Here is a 21530-nt window from a genome sequence, read left to right on the forward strand (position 1 = left end):
CCAACTTTCGTTTTCGCAGGTGCGTTATAGCGCCTCATGCGCGCTACGCCAGGGCGTCGTCAAGGCGCCCCAAACTCTCTTCGCGGGCGAGCGCGGCCATGGTCTTGTTCAGGTCCGGAGCCGGCGAACCGCCGGTCAGGATCCCGCGCAGGGCAGGGCCGAACTTGCCGAAGCCGACGCCCTCGGATTCCGCGAACGTTTTCAACGCGGTTTCCAGCGAGGCGGCGTCGAAGCTGGCGACCGAGGCCAGTTGGTCCCGCAGGCGCTTCAGGCGCTCGACGGTTTCCTCGGTCAGCTGCTTTTGGGTTTTCTCTTCCAGGGCCAGCGGTCGCGTCTTCAGCGCGAAGGCGCAGTGGTCGACTAACTCCAGGATGGTCTTGGCGCCTTCCTTCACTTCCGGGACGGTGCGGGCGATGCGCTCGCGGGCGTCGGCCGGCAGGGCCTCGCCACGCTTCTGGGCGGCGTCGAGGGCCAGGTCGGTCAGGCGCTCATCGTCGGCCTTGCGCAGGTGCTGGGCGTTGATGTGGTTCAGCTTGGCCCAGTCCAGGCGCGCCGGCGCCTTGACCACGTCGGCCACGTCGAACCAGCTGATCGCCTGTTCGTCGTTGAAGACCTCGTCGTCGCCATGGCCCCAGCCCAGGCGCGCCAGGTAGTTGCGCATGCCTTCGGGGATGTAGCCCAGGTCGGCGAACTCGCCGACGGCTTGGGCGCCGTGGCGCTTGGACAGCTTGGCGCCGTCCGGACCGTGGATCAGCGGAATGTGGGCGAAGGCCGGCACGTCCCAGCCAAGGGCCTTGTAGATCAGGCTCTGGCGGGCGGCGTTGTTCAGGTGGTCGTCGCCGCGGATCACGTGGGTGACGCCCATGTCGTGGTCATCGACGACCACGGCCAGGTTATAGGTCGGCGCACCGTCCGCCCGAAGCAGGACCAGGTCGTCCAGCTCGATGTTGCGGAAGGTCACCGGACCCTTGACCATGTCGTCCACGACGGTCTCGCCGTCCAGCGGACCCTTGAAGCGGATCACGTGCGGGACCGACAGGTCGCCTTCCGGCGCGTCGCGCCAGGGCGAGCGGATGGCGCGGCCTTCGGCGCGGGCCTTCTCGCGGGCGACTTCCAGTTCCTCGACGGTCATCCAGCAGCGATAGGCGCGGCCGGCGGCCAGCATTTCCTGCACGGCCTCGACGTGGCGCGGGGCGCGAGTGTGCTGGAAGACGACCTCGGCGTCCGATTCCAGGCCCAGCCAGTTCAGGCCCTCGAAGATGGCCGCGACAGCCGCTTCGGTCGAACGTTCGCGATCGGTGTCCTCGACGCGAATAAGGAACTTTCCTCCCGTGTGGCGTGCATATAACCAGTTGAACAGCGCCGTGCGGGCGCCGCCGATATGCAGGAAACCGGTGGGCGAGGGCGCGAAGCGCGTGACGACGCCAGTCGAGGGGCCGGTAGGAGTGGGGTTCGACATGAGCTTCAAGACTGTGGGGCTGCACGCCGAGATGGCGTCTAGGAACGCGGACCGCAAGGCGACTGCTGAGCGCCTTGGGGCGGGGCGTCTTAGCATGCCGCTTCGTTCCGGGACCAGCCATATTCCGCATCGCGGCGAACTTGGCTTAACCGTCAAAAATACAGTGGTTTCCGGGTGTTAGGCGCGGAACTTGCCGATACCGCGCCGGTGACAGCGGCAACGCGGGTCTCTTGGCGAGACGCCGCGGCGCTGACGGCCGCCGAACTGCGAGTCAACACGGCGCGCGCCTTCTTGTGGACGCCGGTGGCCTTCGGCCTCGGCGCGGCGGGCTATCTGGAAGCAGGGCGCGAGCCGTCGCTGTGGTTGCTGGCCGGCGTGACGTTCGTTCTGGCCGCTGCCTGGTGGGCGCTTCGCCAGAGAAACGCAGCGGCGCTGCTGGTCGCCCTGGTCAGTCTGGCGGCCTGCGGGGCGGCCGGAGGCCTCGCCGCCAAGGTCCGCAGCGACCGCGTGGCCGCGCCGGTCATGGCCGGGGAGCGGGTTGTGCGGCGGGTAGAGGGCTTCGTCGTCGATGTCGTTAGTCCCGGCGCGGGCGGGCCACGCCTGCTGATTGCGCCGGCCTGGGTGTCGGGTCTGCCGCCTGACCGCACGCCGCGCCGGATCCGGGTGACGATCGGCGAGAACGAAACCCCGGCGCCGGGCCAGCCGATCCGCTTGCGGGCCATGTTGGGACCGCCGCCGCCGCCGGCCGCGCCGGGATCCTACGACTTCGCCCGCGACGCCTGGTTCGACTCGATCGGCGGCGTGGGCTTCATCATCGGCGACTGGGACGCCGCGCGGCTCGATCCGCCGCCCTGGCGGCTGCGGTTGTCCATGGCGGTCAACGCCTTCCGCTGGAGCCTGGCCCAACGGATCCTGGCGCGGATGGGACCGACCAGCGGCGGCCTCGGCGCGGCCATGGTCACCGGTCACGAGGCCTGGATCACCCAGGACCAGACGGACGCCATGCGCGCCTCGGGCCTGGCGCACATCATCTCGATCTCTGGGCTGCACATGGCCATCGTCGGGGGCTTCATGTTCGGCGTGGTGCGGCTGGGCGTCGCCGCCTGGCCGTGGCTGGCTCTGCGAGCGCCGGGCAAGAAGATCGCGGCCATCGCGGGGCTCGTCGCCGTGCTGGGCTATCTGGTGATCTCCGGCGCGCCGCCGCCGGCCGAGCGGGCGGCGATCACGGCCAGCGTAGCGTTCCTGGCCATCCTGTTCGACCGCCGGGCCATCACCCTGCACGGCCTGGCGGTGGCGGCGCTGATGATCCTGGCGATGAAGCCCGAGACAGCCGGCGAGCCGGGCTTCCAGATGTCGTTCGCCGCCACCGCCGCCCTGGTGGCCCTGGCCGAGGCCTGGCCGCGACCGGTGAAGGAGATCTCGACGCCGTGGTGGATCCGCTGGCCGCAAGCGGGGATCGTCTGGTTGGCGGCTTCGGTCGCGGCCAGCCTGGTGGCGGGCCTGGCCACCGCGCCGTTTGCCATGCAGCATTTCAACCGCGTCGCCGTCTGGGGCCTGCCGGCCAACTTGGCGGTCGCGCCGCTGTCGTCGTTCGTGATCATGCCGTTCCTGGCCATCGGCACCTTGCTCGAGCCGTTCGGCCTGGGCGCGCCGTTCCTGGCCGTGGCCGGGTGGGGCATTGACGCTATGGTCGGGATCGCCAACGGCTTCGCCGACGCCCACGGGGCGCAACGGATCGTGGCCAGCGCGCCGCCTCAGGTGCTGGTGGTCGCCTTCCTGGGCCTGATGATCCTATGCCTGTGGAAGGGCCGCCTGCGCTGGATCGGCGCGCCCATGGCCCTGGCGGTAGCCTTGTGGCCCCGGCCCACGCCGCCGGACGCCTGGATCGCCGCCGACGGGGCGACGGCCGCTGTCCGCTCGGGCGATGCGGCGGTGCTGCTGCGCACCGACGCCAAGCGGTTCGGGGCCGAGCTGTGGGCGCGGCGGCGCGGCCTCGAGCCGGCGACCTGGAGCCTCTATGCCTGCGATAAGCGGGTCTGCGCGCCGGCCCCGGGCGCGCCGGTGCGGCTGTCCTTGGCCTGGAGCCGCAAGACACCCGACGCCGAGACGCTGTCGGGGATGTGCGTGGCCAGCGAGATCGTGGTGATCCGGGGGCCTGCGCCGCAGCGCATCCCGCCGCTGTGCGCCGATGCGGTGCTGCTGACGGCCGAGGATTTCGCGCGGGGCGGGGCCGCCGAGCTCTATCATCGCCCCGACGGCTGGCGCATCGTCTGGGCTCAGCCGTTGCGCGGCGATCGGCCTTGGTCTCGCCTGCTGACACCTGATGTCACGAGGGACGGCTAAGCCTCGCGCCGACCTTCTGGAGGATCCCGCATGTCCAACCCGTTCGCCGCCCGCCGCGCCGCTTTCCGCGCCCTGCACGCCGAGGGCTGCTTCGCCCTGCCCAATCCCTGGGACGTCGGCAGCGCCAAGCGACTGCAGAAACTGGGCTTCAAGGCCCTGGCCTCGACCAGCGCCGGGGCGGCCTGGGCTTTGGGCAAGGACGACGGCCAGATCACGCGCGACGAGGTCATCGAGCACCTGCGGATCCTGTGCGCCGCCACCGACCTGCCCGTGAATGCCGACTTCGAAGCCGGCTTCTCCGACACCGCCGAAGGCGTGGGCGAGAGCGTCACCCTGGCCATCGAGGCTGGCGTTGCGGGCCTGTCGATCGAGGACTGGTCGGGTTCGGCGCTCTACGACCTGCCGGTGGCCCTCGAGCGCCTGAAGGCCGCGCGCGCCGCCATCGACGCTTCGGGTCAGGACGTGATCCTGGTCGGCCGGACGGAGGGCTATCTGCGCGGCAATCGTGATCTGGCCCCGACCATCGAGCGCCTGAAGGCCTATGCCGAGGCTGGCGCGGACTGCCTGTACGCTCCGGCGGTGACCGATCCCGACGAAATCCGCGCCATCGTCCAGGCCGTGGCGCCCAAGCCGGTCAACGTCCTGTTCTGGGGCTCGGACATGTCGGTCGAGAGCCTGGGAGCGCTGGGCGTACGCCGGGTCAGCACGGGCGCTTCGCTGGCGGCGGCGGCCTGGGCCGGGTTCGACAAGGCCGCCAAGCGTCTGGCGGAGGAGGGGCGTCTCTAGGCCCTAGATAGGAAAAGGCCCCGAACCTCGGCTGAGGTCGGGGCCTATCTACTGTGTCATCCCGGAAGCCTCGTAGAGGCTGTCCGGGACCCAGGGCCACCGCACTGCCGGCTGCCCTGGGTCCCGGCTCTCCGCTTCGCTGCGGCCGGGATGACACTATGTTTTCAGTGGTACCGGCGGATCAGGCCCACCAGCTTGCCCTGCACCTCGACCTGGTCGGGACCGAAGATGCGGGTCTCGTACTTGGGGTTGGCGGCTTCCAGGGCGATCGAGCCGCCCTTCTTGCGCAGGCGCTTCAAGGTGGCTTCTTCGCCGACCAGGGCGACGACGATCTCGCCCGAGGTGGCGGTGTCGCCCTTCTTGATGATGACGTAGTCGCCGTCGAGGATGCCGGCCTCGATCATCGAGTCGCCCTGCACCTCGAGGACATAGTGCTCGCCATTGCCCAGCATGGCCTCGGGCACCGGCAGGCGCTCGCGCTCGTGCTGGATGGCGTCGATCGGGGTGCCGGCGGCGATCTTGCCCAGGATCGGCAGGTCGCGGCTGTCATTGGCCGGAGCGGAAGACGCGGCCGGGGCGGGCGGGGGCGAACCGCCGCCCTCGAACACCTGCGGACGGAACGCGCCGCGGCCCTTGGGCGGGGCGGCCGTCGTGGCCTGCTGCGGCAGCTTCACCACCTCCAGCGCCCGAGCCCGGTGGGCCAGGCGACGGATGAAGCCGCGCTCTTCCAGGGCCGTGATCAGCCGGTGGATGCCCGACTTGGAGGCCAAATCCAGGGCCTCCTTCATCTCGTCGAAGGACGGGGAGACGCCGGTCTCCTTGATCCGTTCGTGGATGAACATCAGCAGTTCGTGCTGCTTGCGGGTGAGCATGACGACCTCGATTGGAGCGCGGAACAAACCGCAAACCTTTCGAATGTTCTCTAGGCGTTCCGCGTTAAAGTCAAGTCGAGCGTTGTTCGTCGTAGAAAGGCGAGGAAAATCAACGATTAGCTTGGCTATCAGGGTAAATGTCGACCAGAATCAAAAGCTTAACGAAAGCTTTCAAGCGCGCTTGCGGGCCACGATGATGTCCTGGTCCTGCATCGGCTGGCGACGCCAGACGCCGAGGGCGACGTTCAGCACGTCCAGGCCCAGAGCTTCGTACTGCGCCAGGATCGAGGCCAGGCCGTAGGCGATCGTGTCCTCGGGCATTTCCGGATTGGCCGTCCAGCAGCCGTCCAGGGCGTGGACGAAGTCGAAGGCGATCTGGCCGTCGCCGGTGTTGGCGCGGGCCTCGTCGTCGATCAGGTACCAGGAGATGACGCTGGTCCCGGCGGGCTTCAGCACCCTGGCGATCTCGCGGGCGAACTGGGTCTGGTCGGCGGCCAACAGGTGGGTGAACACCGAACCCAGCCAGACGAAGTCGAAACTGGCGTCGGGATAGGGGAAGACGAAGCGGCTGGCCGGTTGCGAACCTTCCGGGTTGTACCGGTCGCTGTGCATGTCGGCGTGGGTGAATTGGAAGCGCGGGTCGCCGATGGCGATATTGGCCCGGCACCAGTCGATGGCCTGGGCCATGACGTCGAAGCCGGCGTAGCGGCCGGTCTCGTCCAGATAGTCGACCAGCGGCGCCGCCGCGCGGCCGATGCCGCAGCCGACGTCGAGGATGGCGTGGTGCGGCTGCAGGCCCGCGTCGATGAACAGCTGCTTGAACTGTTGGCCGACACGCACGTAGTCGGCGTCAGCGGCGCCGACCAGATGCCAGAGCTCTTGCGGGGCAGCCACGGCCTCGGCCACGGGTAGTGCGGGCGACAGAGCGCGACGCAGCTTGGACAGAAAGGCCCGCATCCGATTCCCTCAAACTCGAACTGGCGCGGACCCTAGCGACGGTTGCGGGCTCAGCCAACCTTGGGGGCGGGCAGCGCCTTGAAGGTGCGGTCCAGGCGCAGGCCGTGGCCGGTCCACGAGAACAGGATCCGCTCGGCGCGGCCGACCAGGTTTTCGGCGGGGATGAAGCCCATGCCCAGCTCCGGCGGCAGATCGGCGTCGCGGGCCACGTCCCAGGCGCAGGAGGCATAACCCTTGGGCGTCGAGCCGGGGTTGAAGCGGCTGTCCAGCGAGTTGTCGCGATTGTCGCCCATAACAAAGTAGCAGCCGGCCGGCACGGTGTAGACGCCGGTATTGGCGGCCTGGGTCTCGGCGCCAAAGCTGTTGGTGGCGTAGGTGCGGCCATTGGGCAGGGTCTCGCGCAGATGGCGCACCGGGATCGGCCAGGCGCCGGGCGAGCCGTTGGCATCGATTCCGGTCAAGGTCTGGGTCACCGGCGCGCCGTTGATGTGCACCACGCCGCCGCTCATCTGGATGCGGTCACCGGGCAGGCCGATGACGCGCTTGATGACGTCGGTGCGGCCGTCGCTGGGCTTCTTGAACACCACGATGTCGCCGCGCTCGGGCGCTTGGCCCAGCAGGCGGCCGTGGCCCACGGGCGGGCTCAGCGGGATCGAGTGGCGGCTGACCCCGTACGGATATTTGGAGACCAGAATGTAGTCACCGACCATCAGCGTCGGCTGCATAGACTCCGAGGGGATCGTGAACGGCTGGCAGAAGACCGTGCGCGGGATCAGGAACACCACCAACACGATGGCGGCCGTCTTGGCGGCTTCGATCAGGCCTTCAGTCCACTTGCGCATCGCCGTTCCCTTGCTTGGCTCAAGCTAAGGTTAGGGCGGGGAGCTTGGCTAAATCGTGGCGCTTTACAGGATGGTCTTCAGTTCCGGATGCCTGGGCGTGACCGGCGCATAGAACGCCGCCAGCGCCGCCAGATCCTTCTCGTAGTCGCCGCTGGGCATCATGGCCGGACCCAGGCCCACCACCTTGCGCTTGTAGTCCATGAAGCCGGGGACCATCGGCACGCCGGCCTTCAGGGCGATGTTGTAGAAGCCGGTCTTCCAGCCGCTGGCCTTGCCGCGCGTGCCCTCGGGCGCGATCGTCAGCATGAACTCGTCGCGGCGGGCGAACTCGTCGGCCATGGCCTGGACCGTGTCGCGCGACTGCGAGCGGTCGATCGGCACGCCGCCCAGGTCCTTCATCAGCCGCTCGAACGGCCAGCGGAACAGCGAGGCCTTGCCCATGAAGCTGAGCTTCAGGTTCAGCGCGTCGGCCGCGCCCAGGAAGTAGACGAAGTCCCAGTTGCTGGTGTGGGGCGCGGCGATGATCACGAACTTGCGGGTCGTCGTCGGGGCCGAGCCCTCGATCGTCCAGCCTTCGCGCTTGAAGAAGGCGACGAGAGACCAATTCACCACGCGGGCGAGCCAATGCATTCGCGTTTCCTCGCGCGGCAGTGTTCTTGTTGAGGCGACTGTGAGCGGGCGAGGCAGAAAACGCCAGACGGCGCGTACCCGATCCGTTAGCCGAGCAGCGCCTTGGTGGCGGCCGTGACGTCGGCCTGGCGCATCAGGCTTTCGCCCACGAGCATGGCCTTGGCGCCGGTAGCCTCCATCCGCACGACGTCGTCGTGGGTGAAGATGCCGCTCTCGGTGACCAGCAGGGCGTCCTTCGGGGCCAGGGCCTGGAGGCGCTCGGTGACGGCCAGGTCGACGACGAAGCTCTTCAGGTCGCGGTTGTTGATCCCGACCAGGTCAGAGCCCAGGGCGCCGGCGCGTTCCATCTCGGCCTCGTCGTGGACCTCGACCAGGGCGTCCATGCCCAGGCGCTTCGCTTCACTCATCAGCTCGGCGGCCAGGACGTCGTCGATCATGGCCAGGATGACCAGGATGGCGTCGGCGCCCAGGGCGCGGCTCTCGGCCACCTGCCAGGGATCGACGAGGAAGTCCTTGCGGATGCAGGGTAGGCTGACGGCCGCGCGGGCGTCGATCAGATAGGCGTCGGCGCCCTGGAAGCTGGGGCCGTCCGTGAGCACGGAGAGACAGGACGCGCCGCCGGCTTCGTAGTTGCGGGCTAGGGCCGGCGGATCGAAGTCGGCGCGGATCAGGCCCTTGGACGGCGAGGCCTTCTTGATCTCGGCGATCAGCGACAGCTTGCCGGGCGCGTGGCCGGCGATCAGCGCCTGCTTGAAGCCGCGCGGCGACGAGGCGTTGCGGGCGGCGTTCTCGAGCGCGCCCAGGGTGCGGCGACGCTTGCGGTCGACGACCTCCTCAAGCTTGTAGGCGGCGATCTTGGCGAGGATGTCGGTCACGCGGGTACTTCCGAATTGGTGGCGGCCACCAGGCCGGCGAGGGCGGCCTTGGCGCGGCCTTCGTCGATGACGTCGGCGGCCAGCTCGATGCCTTCGACCAGGGTCTCGACCTTGTCGGCCACCAGGAAGGCGGCGGCGGCGTTCAGCAGCACGATGTCGCGATAGGCGCCCGTCTCGCCGTCGAACAGGCGGGTGAGCGCGGCGGCGTTGAAGTCGGGATCACCGCCGGTGATGTCGGCCAGCGAAGCGCGCGGCAGGCCGACGGCTTCCGGCGTGATCGTGAACAGGTGGATGCGGCCGTCGCGCCATTCGGCGACCTCGGTCTCGCCCGTGGTGGTCAGTTCGTCCATGCCCGAACCGTGCACCGACCAGGCGCGCTCTGCTCCAAGAGCCCCCAGGGCCTTGGCGATCGGCTCGACGAAGCGCGGCGCCGAAACCCCGACCACCTGCCGCTTGGCGCCAGCCGGATTGGTCAGCGGGCCCAGCAGGTTGAAGATGGTGCGGAAACCCAGCTGCTGGCGGATCGGCGAGACGTGCTTCATCGCCCCGTGATGGGCCTGGGCGAACAGGAAACAGATGCCGGCATCGTCCAGGGCCCGGCGCTGCTGCTCGCGCGTGGCGTCGATATTGACGCCGAGAGCGGTCAGGACGTCGGCGGTGCCGGACTTGGACGTGATGGCGCGGTTGCCGTGCTTGGCGACTTTCAGACCCCCGCCAGCGGCAACGAAGCCCACGGCGGTCGAGATGTTCAGCGTGTGCAGGCCATCACCGCCGGTGCCGCAGACGTCGATGACGTCGTACGGATGCTCCAGCTGCACGGCGGCGCGGCGCATGGCGCGGGCGCAGGCGGCGATCTCGCCCACCGTCTCGCCACGCAGGCGCATGGCGGTGACGGCGGCGGCCACTTGGGCCGGGGTGGGCTCGCCGCGCAGGCAGGCGGCGAAGAACACCTCGGCGTCATCGTCGCCCAGGGTCTGGCCGTCGGCCAGCTTGGCCAGCAGCGGCTTGAAAGCGTCGGACATGGCTAGACCCAGATCTGCGCGTCGCGCTTGACGTTCGCCAGGTCCATGAAGTTGGCCAGCATCTGGTGGCCGCCCTCGGTGGCGATCGATTCCGGGTGGAACTGGACGCCGAACACCGGACGGGTCTTGTGCTGCACGCCCATGATCTCGCCGTCGTCGGTCCAGGCGGTGACCTCCAGCTCGGGCGGCAAGTCTTCGCGGCGGACGGCCAGCGAGTGGTAGCGCGTGGCGGTGAACGGGTTGGGCAGGCCCTTGAAGATGCCCTTGTCGTCGTGGCGGACCTTGCTGACCTTGCCGTGCATCACGGCCTTGGCGCGGATCACCTCGCCGCCATAGGCCTGTCCAATGGCCTGGTGGCCCAGGCAGACGCCCAGGATCGGCAGGCCCTCGGGCGCGGCCTGCAGCAGCGGCAGGCAGATGCCGGCCTGGTCCGGGGCCTTGGGGCCGGGCGACAGCAGGACGGCGGCCGGCGCCAGGCCCAGGGCCTCCTGCACGGTGAGCGCGTCGTTGCGGTAGACGACCGTCTCGGCCCCCAGCTCGTTCAGATAGTGGACGAGGTTGTAGGTGAAGCTGTCGTAGTTATCGATGACGAGGATCATGACGCCGCCTTTCGGAGGTCGGTTCTAGCCTGCGCGAGCCCTTTGTGTAGCGGCATTTTCGCGCGCGGCTTTCAGTTACGGTTACAGCGGACGCGGTCTCAAGCATCATATGGGCATGGACCCGCGTGATTCCGCCCTGGACCCTGTCGCCGTCGCCTATGTCCGCGCTCTGCTGCGGCCGAAGACGCGCATCCAGAAGATGGCGCCGGTGTTGGCCGCCGCGGCCTTCGCCGCGATCTGTGCGCTGAGCTTCGCCACGGTGATGGTGCTGGCGCCGCCTGCGGTCACTCAGCACCTCCCGGGCGATCGCCTAGGCGACTAGTCCCCAAAAAGGTCAGGGGCGGGAAGATAGCCCTAAGGCTCAGCTGAATCGCCAGGCTTCCTCGGCCGCGCGCTTGAGGGCGCGGGACTTGTGCAGGGTCTCGTCGTATTCGGCGTCCGGATCGCTGTCGGCGACGATGCCGCCGCCGGCCTGGACGTACATCATGCCGTCCTTGACCAGCGCCGTGCGCAGCACGATGCAGGTGTCGACCGAGCCGTCGGCGCCGAAATAGCCGACCGCGCCGGCATAGCCGATGCCGCGCTTTTCGACTTCCAGCTCGTCGATGATCTCCATGGCCCGCACCTTGGGCGCGCCCGAGAGCGTGCCGGCGGGCAGGGCGGCCATCAGCACGTCGACCGGATCGACGCCGTCGGGCGCCGTGCCCTCGACGTTCGAGACGATGTGCATGACGTGGCTGTAGCGCTCAATCTTGAAGCTCTCGGTCACGCGGACGTTCGGGCCCTTGGGGCGCTCAGCCGGGGCATTGCGGCCCTGGTGGTTGAGCATGGCCACGCGGCCGACGTCGTTGCGGCCCAGATCCAGCAGCATCAGGTGCTCGGCGCGTTCCTTGGGATCGGCCAGCAGCTCGGCTTCTAGCGCCGCGTCCTGCTCGGGCGTGGCGCCGCGCGGACGGGTGCCGGCGATCGGCCGGATGGTGATCTTGTTGTCGCGCAGGCGGACCAGGATCTCCGGGCTGGAGCCGACCAGGTTGAAGCCGTCCAGGTTCAGGAAGAACAGGAACGGCGACGGATTGGTCCGGCGCAACGAGCGGTACAGGGCGAACGGCGGCAGGTCGAAGGGCGCGCGGAAGCGGTGGCTGGCCACGACCTGGAAGATGTCGCCGGCGGCGATGTAGTCCTTGGCCTTGGCGACCACGTCGGCGTAGTCGGCGCGGCTGACCGGGGTCGTGAACTCCATCGGATCGCGGGCCGGACGCGGCGCGTCATGGCCCAGCGGGCGATGCAGGTCGGCCATGACGATCTCGATCCGCGAGCGGGCGGCGGCGTAAGCGTCTTGCGCCGAGACGCCGGCCTGGGGCCGCACAGCCGTCGTCAGGATGATCTCCTGGGCGATGGCGTCGAAGATCGCCACGATCTGCGGGCGGGTCATGATCCCGTCCGGCAGGCCCAGCGTGTCCTCGTTGATGTCGGGCAGGCGCTCGACCAGGCGCACCAGGTCATAGCCCAGGGCGCCGAACACGCCGGCGGCCATGGGCGGCAGGCCCTTGGGCAGGTCCATGCGCGAGCGCGCCACCAGGTCACGCAGGCTGTCCAGCGCGCCGCCCGGCTGGGGCGTGTAGCGACCGGCGGCGATGTCGTCGCCTTCCGCGATCTCGGCCTGGTCGCCGCGGCAGCGCCACACCAGGTCCGGGTTCATCGTGACGATCGAGTAGCGACCGCGCCAGGTCCCGCCTTCGACGCTCTCGAACAGGAAGCTGTAGGGACGCGTCTGGGCGATCTTCAGATAGGCCGAGACCGGGGTCTCGAGATCATCGATCAGACGGGTCCAGACGACCTGCTGCCGTCCGGAATCATAGGCTTCCGAAAAGGCGTCGAACGCGGGTTCCAGACTCATTACTCGGCTTTCTTTCCGGCCTTGGCGGCGTCGGCCTTGGCCAGGGCGTCGGTGTCGACGCCGATGGCCTGGCGCGCCAGGGTCAGGTTGCTCTTGGTCTTCAGTTGGACCTTGGCGGCGTTGCGCGAAGCCTCGCCCAGGTCGCGCATCAGGCCGCCGGCCGTCTGCTGCTGGGTGAGGGCTGCGATCTGAGCCACTTGGGCCGACGGCGCGGCCTTCACGCCTTCCAGCTTGGCGACGACATAGGCCTCGCCCTGCTGACCGGCGCGGGCCACGAAGGTCTCGCCCGACTTGGCCGAGAAGGCCGCGCCCAGGAATTCCTGGCCCAGGCCCATGTGCTGGCGGGCGTTCTGACGCGACAGGCCGGCGACCTTCTGGACGTTCGACTGGGCCGAGGCGGCGACGGCTTCCAGGCTCTCTCCCTTCTTGACGCGGGCGGCCAGGGCGTCGGCCTTGACCTTCAGGCGCTTGCCCATCTCCTGGTTCAGCCAGATGGCGGTCAGCTGCGGCTTGACCTCGGCCAGCGGCGGCATGGCGGCCGGATTAATCTTCTCGACCTTCACGGCGTAGTATTCGCCCTTGCCCAGCTCGACCAGTTCGCTCTCGCCGCCTTGCGACAGGCCGAAGGCGGTCTTGATGATGTCCGGGGTCAGGCCGGGGGCCGGTTGGCCGACCGGGTCGGCGCCCTGGGCCGTCAGCGGCGCGGTCGTGGCGACCATGGCGCCGGCCTTGGTGGCGGCGGCGATCAGGTCGGCGCCGGCGTCGTGGGCGTCCTGATAGGCCTGGGTCTGGTCATAGGCCTTGCTCTGGGCGGCCTGGGCGCGAACCTCGGCCTCGATCTGCGGGCGGACGCTTTCCAGCGTGGCCACGACGCCCGGGGTGACCTTGGTGACCTTGATCACCGAGACGCCCAGCTCGCCGGCGATCGGCGCGCTGACCTGGCCGGCGGCCAGGGTGAAGGCGGCGTCGGCGACCTTGCGGTCGGGCACGGCGGTCTTGGGCTTGTCGACCAGGACCAGCGGGGTCTTGCCGTAGGCCTTGGCGACGGCGACGGGGTCCTCGCCCTTCTTCAGGCGGTCGGAGATCGTGGCGGCCGCCTTGGCGTCCGGAGCGGCGATCTGGATCAGCGAGCGGGTTTCCGGCTTGGCCAGGCTGTCCTTGCGGAAGTCGAAGGCTTTCTGCACGGCGGCCTGATCGATGGTGACGGTCGGCTCCAGGGCTTTGGCGCTGACGCGCATGATCGACAGCACGCGGGTCTCCGGACGCGTCAGGCGCTCGGCGTTCTCCTTCATGAAGGCGGTCAGCTGGGCGTCGGTCGGCGGAGCGGGGCGTTCCACCGAGGCCGGGTTCACGGCGAAGGCGGCGACGTCGCGGGCTTCCAGCAGATAGGCGCCTTGCAGGGCGGCATAGATGCGCGGGGCCTTCAGGCCGTCGGCCACGGCCGAGAAGAAGTGGGCGTTGGCGATCTCGTCGCGCAGCGAGGCCTCGTAGACCGGCGGCGTCAGGCCGTTCTGGGCCAGCAGCGCGGCATAGGCCTGCTGGTCGAACTTGCCGGTGATCGGGCTGAACGGGCGCTGGCCGGGCGGCAGGGCGCTCATCTGCTGGTGGACGATGTCGCCGACCAGCTTGTCCGACGGTTTGACGCCCATCTTCTGGATCGCGGCGGCGATCGATTCCTGCAGCGTCAGCTCCTGGACGATCTGGCGGTCGATGCCGCGCTCGACGGCGATGTCCGGGGTGATGGCTTCACCGCCGCGCTGTTCCATCGCCTTGCGATAGTTGTCGAAGCGCGCCTTGAAGTCCTGGGCGGACATCGTGCGCGAGCCGGCGCTGATGACGCCCGAGCCTTGCGGGCCCTTGAACACGTCGCTGATGCCGAAGATGGCGAAGCTGACGATCAGCAGGCCAAACAGCAGCACCGCGAACGGCGATTTGGCGAAGGAGCGGAAACCGGCGAGCATGCGATCGAAAACCTTCTAGGCGGACCGCCAAGCGAATGGGCAAGGAGGTCGAGAGCAGCGGGTATAGTAGAGCCGCAGGGGACCGGGCAAGCGGCCTGGGCTTGACTTCCCAAGCGAGGGTGACGCCAAGAAGGCGTCCATGACCCTTTCGAGCACGACTCCCCGGCCGCTGATCGCCGGAAACTGGAAGATGAACGGCTTGTCGGCCGCTCTCGACGAGGCCCGCGCCGTCGCGGCGGGCCTGGACGGCCGTCCGGCCGGCGCCCGCGTCGCCATCTTCCCACCCGCCACCCTGCTGCATCGCCTGGCCCAGGTGGTGGAGGGCTCGTTCGTCCTGACCGGAGGTCAGGACTGCCACGGCAAGGCCAGCGGCGCCCACACGGGCGACACCTCGGCCGAAATGATCGCCGACGCCGGCGGGACCCTGGTCATCGTTGGCCATTCCGAACGCCGCACCGATCATGGCGAGACCTGCCAGCTGGTGGCCGGGAAAGCCGAAGCGGCCATCGCCGCGGGGCTGGAGCCGATCGTCTGCGTCGGCGAGAGCCTGGCCCAGCGCGAGGCGGGCGAGGCGGTCAGCTTCGTGATCAACCAGCTGCACAATTCGCTCCCGCTCAGCCTCAAGGGCCAGGCGTTCAACGTCGCCTACGAGCCGCTGTGGGCCATCGGCACCGGCCACGTGGCCTCGGTGGACAACATCGTCGAGATGCACGCGGCCATCCGCGCCGAGCTGATCAGCCTGTTCGGCGAGCAGGGCGAGACGATCCAGATCCTGTACGGCGGCTCGGTGAAGCCCGAGAACGCCCGCGAGATCCTGGCCGCGCCGAATGTCGGCGGGGCCCTGGTCGGCGGCGCCTCGTTGAAGGCCAAGGATTTCCTGGCCATCATCGAAGCGGCCTGAACCGTCGGAAGTGGGCCAGAATCCTTGACATCGGGGCGCCCACGTGCGCCTTACCGCGCCTTGCAAATCACCGCGTATTCAAGACTTTCATGACCTCCATGCACGCCTATCGCACCCACAACTGCGGCGCCCTGCGCGCTTCCGACACCGGTTCCTCGGTGCGCCTGTCGGGCTGGATCCATCGCAAGCGCGACCACGGCGGTCTGGTCTTCATCGACCTGCGCGACCACCACGGCCTGACGCAGCTGGTCCTGCACCCGGAAACCCCGGGCTTCGCGATCGTCGAGCGCCTGCGCGCCGAGAGCGTGATCCGCGTCGACGGCGAGGTCATCGCCCGTGACGCCAGCGTGGTGAACGCCAACCTGCCGACCGGCGAGATCGAGATCCGCGTCTCGGCCGTCGAGGTGCTGTCGGAAGCCGCCGAGCTGCCGCTGCCGGTCTTCGGCGAGCCGGACTATCCGGAAGAGATCCGCCTCAAGCACCGCTATCTCGACCTGCGTCGCGAGACCCTGCACAAGAACATCGTCCTGCGCTCGCGCGTGATCCAGTCGATCCGCAACCGCATGTTCGCCCAGGGCTTCAACGAGTTCCAGACGCCGATCCTGACGGCCAGCTCCCCGGAAGGCGCGCGCGACTTCCTGGTGCCGTCGCGTCTGCACCCCGAGAAGTTCTACGCCCTGCCGCAGGCGCCCCAGCAGTTCAAGCAGCTGCTGATGGTCTCGGGCTTCGACCGCTACTTCCAGATCGCCCCGTGCTTCCGCGACGAAGACCTGCGCGCCGACCGTTCGCTGGAATTCTACCAGCTGGACGTCGAGATGAGCTTCGTCACGCAAGAGGACGTGTTCGCGGCCATCGAGCCGGTGATGCACGGCGTCTTCGAAGAGTTCTCGAGCGGCAAGCCAGTCTCGCCGATCTCGGGCACGCACACCTTCACCAACGACCTGGGCGACTCGTTCGAGCACCAGGGCTTCGAGCGCCTGACCTACATGCAGTCGATGGCCTGGTACGGCAGCGACAAGCCGGACCTGCGCAACCCGATCAAGATGCAGAACGTCTCGGAGCACTTCCGTGACGGCGGCTTTGGCCTGTTCGCCAAGATCCTGGGCGCCGACGCCAAGAACCAGATCTGGGCGATCCCGGCCCCGACCGGCGGCTCGCGCGCCTTCTGCGACCGCATGAACAGCTGGGCGCAGGGCGAAGGCCAGCCGGGCCTGGGCTACGTGTTCTGGTCGGAGGACCAAGGCGGCTGGGGCGGCCCGATCGCCAAGAACCTGGGTGAACCGACGCAAGCCCTGATGGAATCGCTGGGCCTGGGCGCCGGCGACGCCGCCTTCTTCGTGGCCGGTGACCCGTCCGTGTTCGCCAAGTTCGCCGGCCTGGCCCGCACGCGCGTGGGCACGGAACTGAAGCTGGTCGACGAAAACCAGTTTAAGTTCTGCTGGATCGTCGACTTCCCGATGTTCGAGTGGAACGAGGACGAGAAGAAGGTCGACTTCAGCCACAACCCGTTCTCGATGCCGCAAGGCGGTCTGGAGGCCCTGGAGACCCAGGACCCGCTGACCATTCGCGCCTACCAGTACGACATCGTCTGCAACGGCTACGAGCTGTGCTCGGGCGCGATCCGGAACCACAAGCCCGAGATCATGCTCAAGGCCTTCGCCACCGCCGGCTACGGCCCGGAAGTGGTCGAGGAGCAGTTCGGCGGCATGCTGAACGCCTTCCGTTACGGCGCCCCGCCGCACGGCGGTCTGGCCCCCGGCATCGACCGCATCGTCATGCTGCTGGCCGACCAGGTCGCCATCCGTGAAGTCATCGCCTTCCCGCTGAACCAGCAGGGCCAGGACCTGCTGATGAACGCGCCGGCCAACGTGCTCGACAAGCAGCTCAAGGAGCTGCACATCCGCACCGCGCCCCCCATCAAGGTCTAAGGCGCGGGCGGCAGAGCCCAGAAACAAAGAAGCCCTCCGGTCTGAGATCGGAGGGCTTTTTTCTTGGTCAGTACTTCGGAGGTTTGGGCGGCTTCGGCGGGGCCGGAGGCGGGGGCGGCGCCTTGGGCATCTCGCGCAGCAGCATGAAGCGCGCGTTCCGCACGCCGTTGCAGGGGCGGATGGTGAAGCCCGAGGGCAGGCGCATGCCGTCGGCGCAGGCCTCGTCCAGCTGATCCTGGTCCAGGCCCCGGGCGCCTGAGAAATCCGCGCCGGTCAGCACGGCGGCGCTGAAGTCGGCGTTGCGGAAGTCGACGCCGGTGAAGACCGCGCCGCGCAGGTTGGCGGCGGTCAGGTCGGCGTTACGGAAGTTGGCGCCGTCGAACTTGCCGCCGGTCAGGTTGGCATGGGTCAGGTCGGCGTTCGAGAAGTCGGCGTCGCGGGCGTTGACGCCCTGCAGGCTGGAGCCGGTCAGCTCGGCGTTCGACAGGCGGGCGCGCTGCAGATTGGCGCCGACCAGCTGCGAGCCGTGCAGCTCGGACGACGACAGGTCGACACGGACCATGGTGGCCGATTGCAAGTTCACGCCGCTGCTTTCGACGCCCGACATCTTGGCGTCGGTGAAGTTGGCGGCCACGAAGTTGGCGCCCCGCATCTCAGCGCCGCGCAGGTCGGCGCGAGTCAGGTCGGCGGCGGCGAAGTTCGAGCCATAGAACATGGCGCCGCGCAGGTCTGCGCCGATCAGGACGGCCTTGGCGAAGTTGGCGCCGGCGAACTTGGCGTTCATCAGCTTGCGGCCGGCGAGGTCACAGTTGGCGCACATACCGCCGAAGGAGGTCAGCTTGGCGACGTCCTTGTCTTCGATCGAGGCGTGAGCCTGGCCGGTCAGGGCCAGCAGGCTCAGCGTCAAGGCGGCGATTGAAACGCCCAAGCGGGACATCGACTTCTCCGTGCCAGTCCAACGATACGCGACTGTGTGAGTTACGGTTTGAACCGTCGGAGGGCCAGACACCACTTAAATTGCGGTAATGACGGGGATTTAACGGCAGCGCGGAATGGAAAGACCACGCGGCAGCAACGTGGAGTCGTCGCCGCAGGCGCCGTTCAACTGGCCTTGGCTGAGACCCACGGCGCGGTTCATCTCGGCGCCCGAGAAATTGACGCCCGACAGTCGCGCGCCCGAGAAGTTCGCGCCTTGCAGATAGGCGCCGACGAAGCTGGCGTTGGTCAGGTCGGCGCGGGCGAAGCTGGCGCCGGTCAGCACCGCGCCATAGGCGTTGACGTCGCGCAGGTCGCCGCCGGCGAAGCTGGTGCGGTTCATGACCGCCGTCGAGAAGTCGGCTTGGCGCAGACGGGCGCCGGCCAGGTTCTTGTTCTTCAGCTCCAGGTTCGACAGGTCGGCCTGGAACAGGTTGCAGCGCGGGCAGTTGGCGCCGTTGCGCACGGCCGAGATCTGGCCGGCGTTCTGGGCGCTGGCGGTCGTCGCGGCGGTCAGCGCCGCGAGCACGGCGATAAGGGCAAACGGTTTCATTCTGGCGCAGGTCCTACGCGAAAGGATCGTATTCACCCTGACGCAGCAACCTTAATGCCAGCCGAACGGCCTACGACGAGGCGACAGGACCTGGGCGATCCGACTGCGCCCCGCAGGTGTCGCAGACGGTCAGTCCGCCACGACGGATCAGCGAGAGGTCGCCGCAGGCCGGGCACATCTCGCCCTCGGCGCCAGGGCGATCTGCGCCCTCGAGCCTTTTGCGGCCGAACGAGGCGAAGACCAGGTTGTCGGGCGTGGCGCCGCGCGAGAAACCCTTGGAGATGAACTTGCTGGCCAGGACGGGGTCCAGGCCGACATCGTCGATCTCGTCGTCCTCCAGCGGCTTGCCCCAGCCCAGGCCGTCGGCGTTGAACTGGCCGCTGTCGCCATTGGCCAGGTCGTCGCGACCCAGGTACGACACGCCCAGCTCACGGAAGATGTAGTCCAGGATCGAGGTGGCCGACTTGATCGAGTCGTTGCCCGACACCGGGCCAGCCGGCTCGAACTTGGTGTAGACGAAGGCGTCGACGAACTCTTCCAGCGGCACGCCGTGCTGCAGGCCCAGCGACACGGCGATGGCGAAGTTGTTCATCAGGCTGCGGAACGCCGCGCCTTCCTTGTGCATGTCGATGAACAGCTCGCCCAGTTCGCCGTCCTCGTACTCGCCGGTGTGCAGATAGACCTTGTGGCCGCCGACGGCCGCCTTCTGGATATAGCCTTTGCGGCGATCGGGCAGGCGGCGACGGGCGCGGTCGCGCTCGACGATCTTTTCGACCACGCGCTCGGTGACGACGGGCTCACGGACGGGCGTGGCGGCGCGGGTCGGTTCGGGAGCGGCCTCTTCGGGCAGGTCCAGCTTGAAGTCGATCGGAGCGCTGGCGCGTTGCAGGCGCAGGGCGCGGATGCCGGCGCGGGCGGCTGCGGCCTGGGCGCGCACGGCGTCGGCCGGGCGGCTGTCGAAGGCCACCGGCACGGTGACGGGTGAGGGCAGGCAGGCGAAGCCCTCGACGGCGGCCAGCATGGCCAGGCGCTCGGCGAAGGCCGGGGCCTCTATCGAGCGGAAGGCCTCGCGCAGGTCCGGGTTCAGCGCCTCGCAGTCGCCCAGCGTGCCCGAGCCCAGGGCGTGGCGCTCGGCGGTGGCGATCTCAGTGGCCGAGAAGTCGGCGAAGGCCAGAGTGTCGAAGTCGCGGCGGGCAACGTCTTCAGCCGAGGCGCCCAGCACGTCGCGCAGGAAGCCCGCGCCGACGACGGCCGGGGCGAAGGCGGCGCGGAGGCCGTGATGCTCGCGAAGGGCGTTCTCGGCCTTCTCGATCTCGTGAGCGGTGAAGCCGCGGGCCTGCAGCATCACGTGGTCGATGGCCGGGCTGTCCAGCAGCGAGCCATGACCCAGGGCGTGGCGGCGGGCGGCGTCCAGGTCGACGCCTTCGGTCGACAGGGCCTCGAAGGCGGCGGGGCTGAAGGCGGGCAGCAGCCAGCCGTCGGCGGTCTGGGTGACCGACACTGGCGACACCGCGCCGGCCGGACCGACCGGGGCGCCGCCCAGGCGCAGGGACGCCTCGACATCCTCGAAGGGACCGACCAGGGCGGCCGAGCGCAGGCCGTGCTTGCGGGCCAGGGCGTGGGCGGTGGCCAGCGACGCAGCGGCCTCGGTGGCCAGGGCCGAGCGCAGGGCGGCGGCGCGGACGCGGCGTTCGGCGACGCCCTTGAGGATGCTCTGCTTGTCTTGGGTGAAGGCTTCGTCCGGGCCGAGAACGGCGGCGGCCTCGGCGCTGGCCGACAGGGCCGCGCCAACCGCCAGGGCCCACAGGGCGGCGGCGCCGTCGCGGCCCTCGATGCTGGTCTGGGCCCAGCCCTGGGTCAGCAGGCAGTCGCCGACGCCGGCCAGGCCCAGGCGGGCGGGGCGGTCGCCGCGCGCCAGCTCCAGGGCCGTGCCCCACAGGTGGCAGACATAGGTGAAGCGCTCGACGTCGAAACCGTCCTCGTCGAGGAAGGCGCTGGCGTCGATGGCGGCGCTGACGCCCGCGCCGCGCGAGACCAGCTCGGCGTCGGTCGGCGACAGGGCCAGGGTCAGGGCGCTGGTCTCCCAGCCGACCTGGGCGGCCAGGGCCGAGGCTTCATCGCCGGCGGCGACGGCCTGGCGCGAGGCCGAGGCGACCATCGAGAGCTCACGCTCTTGCGCTTGCTCGCCCAGCGCCGGGCGCGGGATGTCGGCGGTGGCGATAGCGTCGAGAATGGTGCGGTCGTCGGCGCCCAGCTCGCGGGCCTTGCGGGCGGCGCGGGCCAGGGCGGGGTTCTTGCGCACGTCGCTGCAGGCGCGGGCGTCGCCCGAGCAGCGGCGGACGGCGTCGGCGACCTGGGCCAGGGCGGCGTCCAGGCGCGCGGCGGCCTGGGCGGCCAGCAGGCGGCCCCGGCGCTGGGCCAGGGTGGTCTTCACCGCGCTCTGGAACTCGAACTCGCCGATGTCGGGCAGCAGCTCCAGGCCGGCCTGGCCGATGGCCGGGGTGGCGACGCCCGCCAGCATGGTGGCCAGCAGGGCTTCCCGGAAAGCGTTGGCGTCGGCCTTGTCGCCGAACAGGCCGCGCGAGAGGCCCGCCTGGGCGATGCGCTCGGCATAACGCGCCGGTCCGCCGCCCAGCGGGGCCTTGGGCTCGATCTCGCCGGCCCAGTCCAGCCAGGCTTCAACGCGGGCGTCGCTCCACGACGACGGCGCGGAGACCACGACGATCTCGTCGGCGCGTTCGAGGTCGCGCCATTCCATGGCGGGGACAAGTCCGGCGGCTTTGGCGGGCGTGCGCATGGGCGAGTTCCGGTCCGGGCGGCGGTCGTGATATCTTACCAAATCCCTAACGACTGATTCCGTGCCGTCGGGATGCGCGTAAGGTCGCACCCCAAGCTAGAACCTCGATCGCCGAGCCTCAATAGATGTCGTG

General features: G+C 69.1%; 18 protein-coding genes. 5 read left to right on the forward strand and 13 right to left on the reverse strand.

Going from position 1 to position 21530, the window contains the following annotated elements; all coding sequences use genetic code 11:
• Nucleotides 1-43: 43 nt before the first annotated feature.
• A complete protein-coding gene (gltX, locus tag AC07NF_RS03420; protein WP_494630934.1) occupies nucleotides 44-1459 on the reverse strand; it encodes a glutamate--tRNA ligase in 1416 nt (471 codons plus the stop codon).
• Nucleotides 1460-1666: 207 nt separating this feature from the next.
• Between gltX and AC07NF_RS03425 the strand changes: the two genes are divergently transcribed.
• Both AC07NF_RS03425 and AC07NF_RS03430 read left to right on the forward strand, forming a co-directional pair.
• A complete protein-coding gene (locus AC07NF_RS03425) occupies nucleotides 1667-3802 on the forward strand; it encodes a ComEC/Rec2 family competence protein (protein ID WP_494630932.1) in 2136 nt (711 codons plus the stop codon).
• Nucleotides 3803-3832: 30 nt separating this feature from the next.
• Nucleotides 3833-4588 carry an isocitrate lyase/PEP mutase family protein gene (locus AC07NF_RS03430; protein ID WP_494630930.1) on the forward strand — a complete coding sequence of 252 codons (756 nt, stop codon included), beginning with the start codon at nucleotides 3833-3835 and terminating at the stop codon, nucleotides 4586-4588.
• A gap of 164 nt (nucleotides 4589-4752) precedes the next feature.
• Here the strand turns inward: AC07NF_RS03430 and lexA are convergent, their stop codons facing one another.
• The 7 genes from lexA to AC07NF_RS03465 all read right to left on the reverse strand — a co-directional run bounded on the left by lexA (nucleotide 4753) and on the right by AC07NF_RS03465 (nucleotide 10385).
• The gene (gene lexA, locus AC07NF_RS03435) at nucleotides 4753-5460 is read right to left on the reverse strand and encodes a transcriptional repressor LexA (protein ID WP_454716296.1); all 708 of its coding nucleotides are present in this window, start codon (nucleotides 5458-5460) and stop codon (nucleotides 4753-4755) included.
• Between the two features lie 171 nt (nucleotides 5461-5631).
• Complete coding sequence (locus AC07NF_RS03440; RefSeq protein WP_494630924.1) at nucleotides 5632-6417, reverse strand: class I SAM-dependent methyltransferase; 786 nt, start codon at nucleotides 6415-6417, stop codon at nucleotides 5632-5634.
• Nucleotides 6418-6467: 50 nt separating this feature from the next.
• Nucleotides 6468-7259, reverse strand: a complete 792-nt coding sequence (lepB, locus tag AC07NF_RS03445) for a signal peptidase I (protein WP_494630920.1) — start codon at nucleotides 7257-7259, stop codon at nucleotides 6468-6470.
• A 63-nt stretch (nucleotides 7260-7322) separates the two neighbouring features.
• On the reverse strand, nucleotides 7323-7889 hold the full coding sequence (locus AC07NF_RS03450) for a lysophospholipid acyltransferase family protein (RefSeq protein ID WP_494630917.1): 567 nt from the start codon (nucleotides 7887-7889) through the stop codon (nucleotides 7323-7325).
• Nucleotides 7890-7975: 86 nt separating this feature from the next.
• A complete protein-coding gene (gene trpC, locus AC07NF_RS03455; protein ID WP_492925866.1) occupies nucleotides 7976-8764 on the reverse strand; it encodes an indole-3-glycerol phosphate synthase TrpC in 789 nt (262 codons plus the stop codon).
• On the reverse strand, nucleotides 8761-9786 hold the full coding sequence (gene trpD / locus AC07NF_RS03460) for an anthranilate phosphoribosyltransferase (protein ID WP_494630912.1): 1026 nt from the start codon (nucleotides 9784-9786) through the stop codon (nucleotides 8761-8763). Before trpD ends, trpC begins: the two co-directional genes overlap by 4 nt.
• Before the next feature lie 2 nt (nucleotides 9787-9788).
• Nucleotides 9789-10385: an anthranilate synthase component II gene (locus AC07NF_RS03465; RefSeq protein WP_454760095.1), complete on the reverse strand. Its 597-nt coding sequence runs from the start codon at nucleotides 10383-10385 to the stop codon at nucleotides 9789-9791.
• Between the two features lie 115 nt (nucleotides 10386-10500).
• Here AC07NF_RS03465 and AC07NF_RS03470 point away from each other — a divergent pair, with 115 nt between their 5' ends.
• Nucleotides 10501-10707, forward strand: coding sequence for a hypothetical protein (locus AC07NF_RS03470; protein WP_494631703.1), 207 nt, complete (start codon nucleotides 10501-10503; stop codon nucleotides 10705-10707).
• A gap of 39 nt (nucleotides 10708-10746) precedes the next feature.
• On the opposite strand, the gene trpE is transcribed toward AC07NF_RS03470, so the two are convergent.
• Entirely contained in the window at nucleotides 10747-12282 is a 1536-nt protein-coding gene (gene trpE / locus AC07NF_RS03475) for an anthranilate synthase component I (RefSeq protein WP_494630908.1), read from the reverse strand.
• Entirely contained in the window at nucleotides 12282-14243 is a 1962-nt protein-coding gene (locus tag AC07NF_RS03480) for a peptidyl-prolyl cis-trans isomerase (protein WP_494630903.1), read from the reverse strand. The genes trpE and AC07NF_RS03480 overlap by 1 nt, the downstream gene beginning before the upstream one ends.
• 139 nt (nucleotides 14244-14382) lie before the next feature.
• Here AC07NF_RS03480 and tpiA point away from each other — a divergent pair, with 139 nt between their 5' ends.
• Together tpiA and aspS are read left to right on the forward strand one after the other, a co-directional pair.
• Entirely contained in the window at nucleotides 14383-15144 is a 762-nt protein-coding gene (gene tpiA, locus AC07NF_RS03485; RefSeq protein WP_492810849.1) for a triose-phosphate isomerase, read from the forward strand.
• An 89-nt stretch (nucleotides 15145-15233) separates the two neighbouring features.
• Nucleotides 15234-17072: an aspartate--tRNA ligase gene (gene aspS, locus AC07NF_RS03490; RefSeq protein ID WP_494630895.1), complete on the forward strand. Its 1839-nt coding sequence runs from the start codon at nucleotides 15234-15236 to the stop codon at nucleotides 17070-17072.
• A gap of 67 nt (nucleotides 17073-17139) precedes the next feature.
• Here aspS and AC07NF_RS03495 read toward each other — a convergent pair whose 3' ends face one another.
• The 3 genes from AC07NF_RS03495 to AC07NF_RS03505 form a co-directional block, all read right to left on the reverse strand.
• Nucleotides 17140-18009, reverse strand: coding sequence for a pentapeptide repeat-containing protein (locus AC07NF_RS03495; RefSeq protein ID WP_494630893.1), 870 nt, complete (start codon nucleotides 18007-18009; stop codon nucleotides 17140-17142).
• Nucleotides 18010-18108: 99 nt separating this feature from the next.
• A complete protein-coding gene (locus AC07NF_RS03500; protein WP_492810844.1) occupies nucleotides 18109-18600 on the reverse strand; it encodes a pentapeptide repeat-containing protein in 492 nt (163 codons plus the stop codon).
• A 70-nt stretch (nucleotides 18601-18670) separates the two neighbouring features.
• The gene (locus tag AC07NF_RS03505; protein WP_494630888.1) at nucleotides 18671-21397 is read right to left on the reverse strand and encodes a TSCPD domain-containing protein; all 2727 of its coding nucleotides are present in this window, start codon (nucleotides 21395-21397) and stop codon (nucleotides 18671-18673) included.
• Nucleotides 21398-21530 lie beyond the last annotated feature (133 nt).

This window comes from Caulobacter sp. GW821-FHT10A06, from assembly GCF_059415805.1.

Bases quoted from the DNA above. Each gene is read 5' to 3' on its own strand.
- gltX (WP_494630934.1), bottom strand. From the start codon at position 1,459: ATGTCGAACCCCACTCCTACCGGCCCCTCGACTGGCGTCGTCACGCGC.
- AC07NF_RS03430 (WP_494630930.1), top strand. From the start codon at position 3,833: ATGTCCAACCCGTTCGCCGCCCGCCGCGCCGCTTTCCGCGCCCTGCAC.
- lexA (WP_454716296.1), bottom strand. From the start codon at position 5,460: ATGCTCACCCGCAAGCAGCACGAACTGCTGATGTTCATCCACGAACGG.
- AC07NF_RS03440 (WP_494630924.1), bottom strand. From the start codon at position 6,417: ATGCGGGCCTTTCTGTCCAAGCTGCGTCGCGCTCTGTCGCCCGCACTA.
- lepB (WP_494630920.1), bottom strand. From the start codon at position 7,259: ATGCGCAAGTGGACTGAAGGCCTGATCGAAGCCGCCAAGACGGCCGCC.
- AC07NF_RS03450 (WP_494630917.1), bottom strand. From the start codon at position 7,889: ATGCATTGGCTCGCCCGCGTGGTGAATTGGTCTCTCGTCGCCTTCTTC.
- trpD (WP_494630912.1), bottom strand. From the start codon at position 9,786: ATGTCCGACGCTTTCAAGCCGCTGCTGGCCAAGCTGGCCGACGGCCAG.
- AC07NF_RS03465 (WP_454760095.1), bottom strand. From the start codon at position 10,385: ATGATCCTCGTCATCGATAACTACGACAGCTTCACCTACAACCTCGTC.
- AC07NF_RS03470 (WP_494631703.1), top strand. From the start codon at position 10,501: ATGGACCCGCGTGATTCCGCCCTGGACCCTGTCGCCGTCGCCTATGTC.
- trpE (WP_494630908.1), bottom strand. From the start codon at position 12,282: ATGAGTCTGGAACCCGCGTTCGACGCCTTTTCGGAAGCCTATGATTCC.
- AC07NF_RS03480 (WP_494630903.1), bottom strand. From the start codon at position 14,243: ATGCTCGCCGGTTTCCGCTCCTTCGCCAAATCGCCGTTCGCGGTGCTG.
- tpiA (WP_492810849.1), top strand. From the start codon at position 14,383: ATGACCCTTTCGAGCACGACTCCCCGGCCGCTGATCGCCGGAAACTGG.
- aspS (WP_494630895.1), top strand. From the start codon at position 15,234: ATGACCTCCATGCACGCCTATCGCACCCACAACTGCGGCGCCCTGCGC.
- AC07NF_RS03495 (WP_494630893.1), bottom strand. From the start codon at position 18,009: ATGTCCCGCTTGGGCGTTTCAATCGCCGCCTTGACGCTGAGCCTGCTG.
- AC07NF_RS03500 (WP_492810844.1), bottom strand. From the start codon at position 18,600: ATGAAACCGTTTGCCCTTATCGCCGTGCTCGCGGCGCTGACCGCCGCG.
- AC07NF_RS03505 (WP_494630888.1), bottom strand. From the start codon at position 21,397: ATGCGCACGCCCGCCAAAGCCGCCGGACTTGTCCCCGCCATGGAATGG.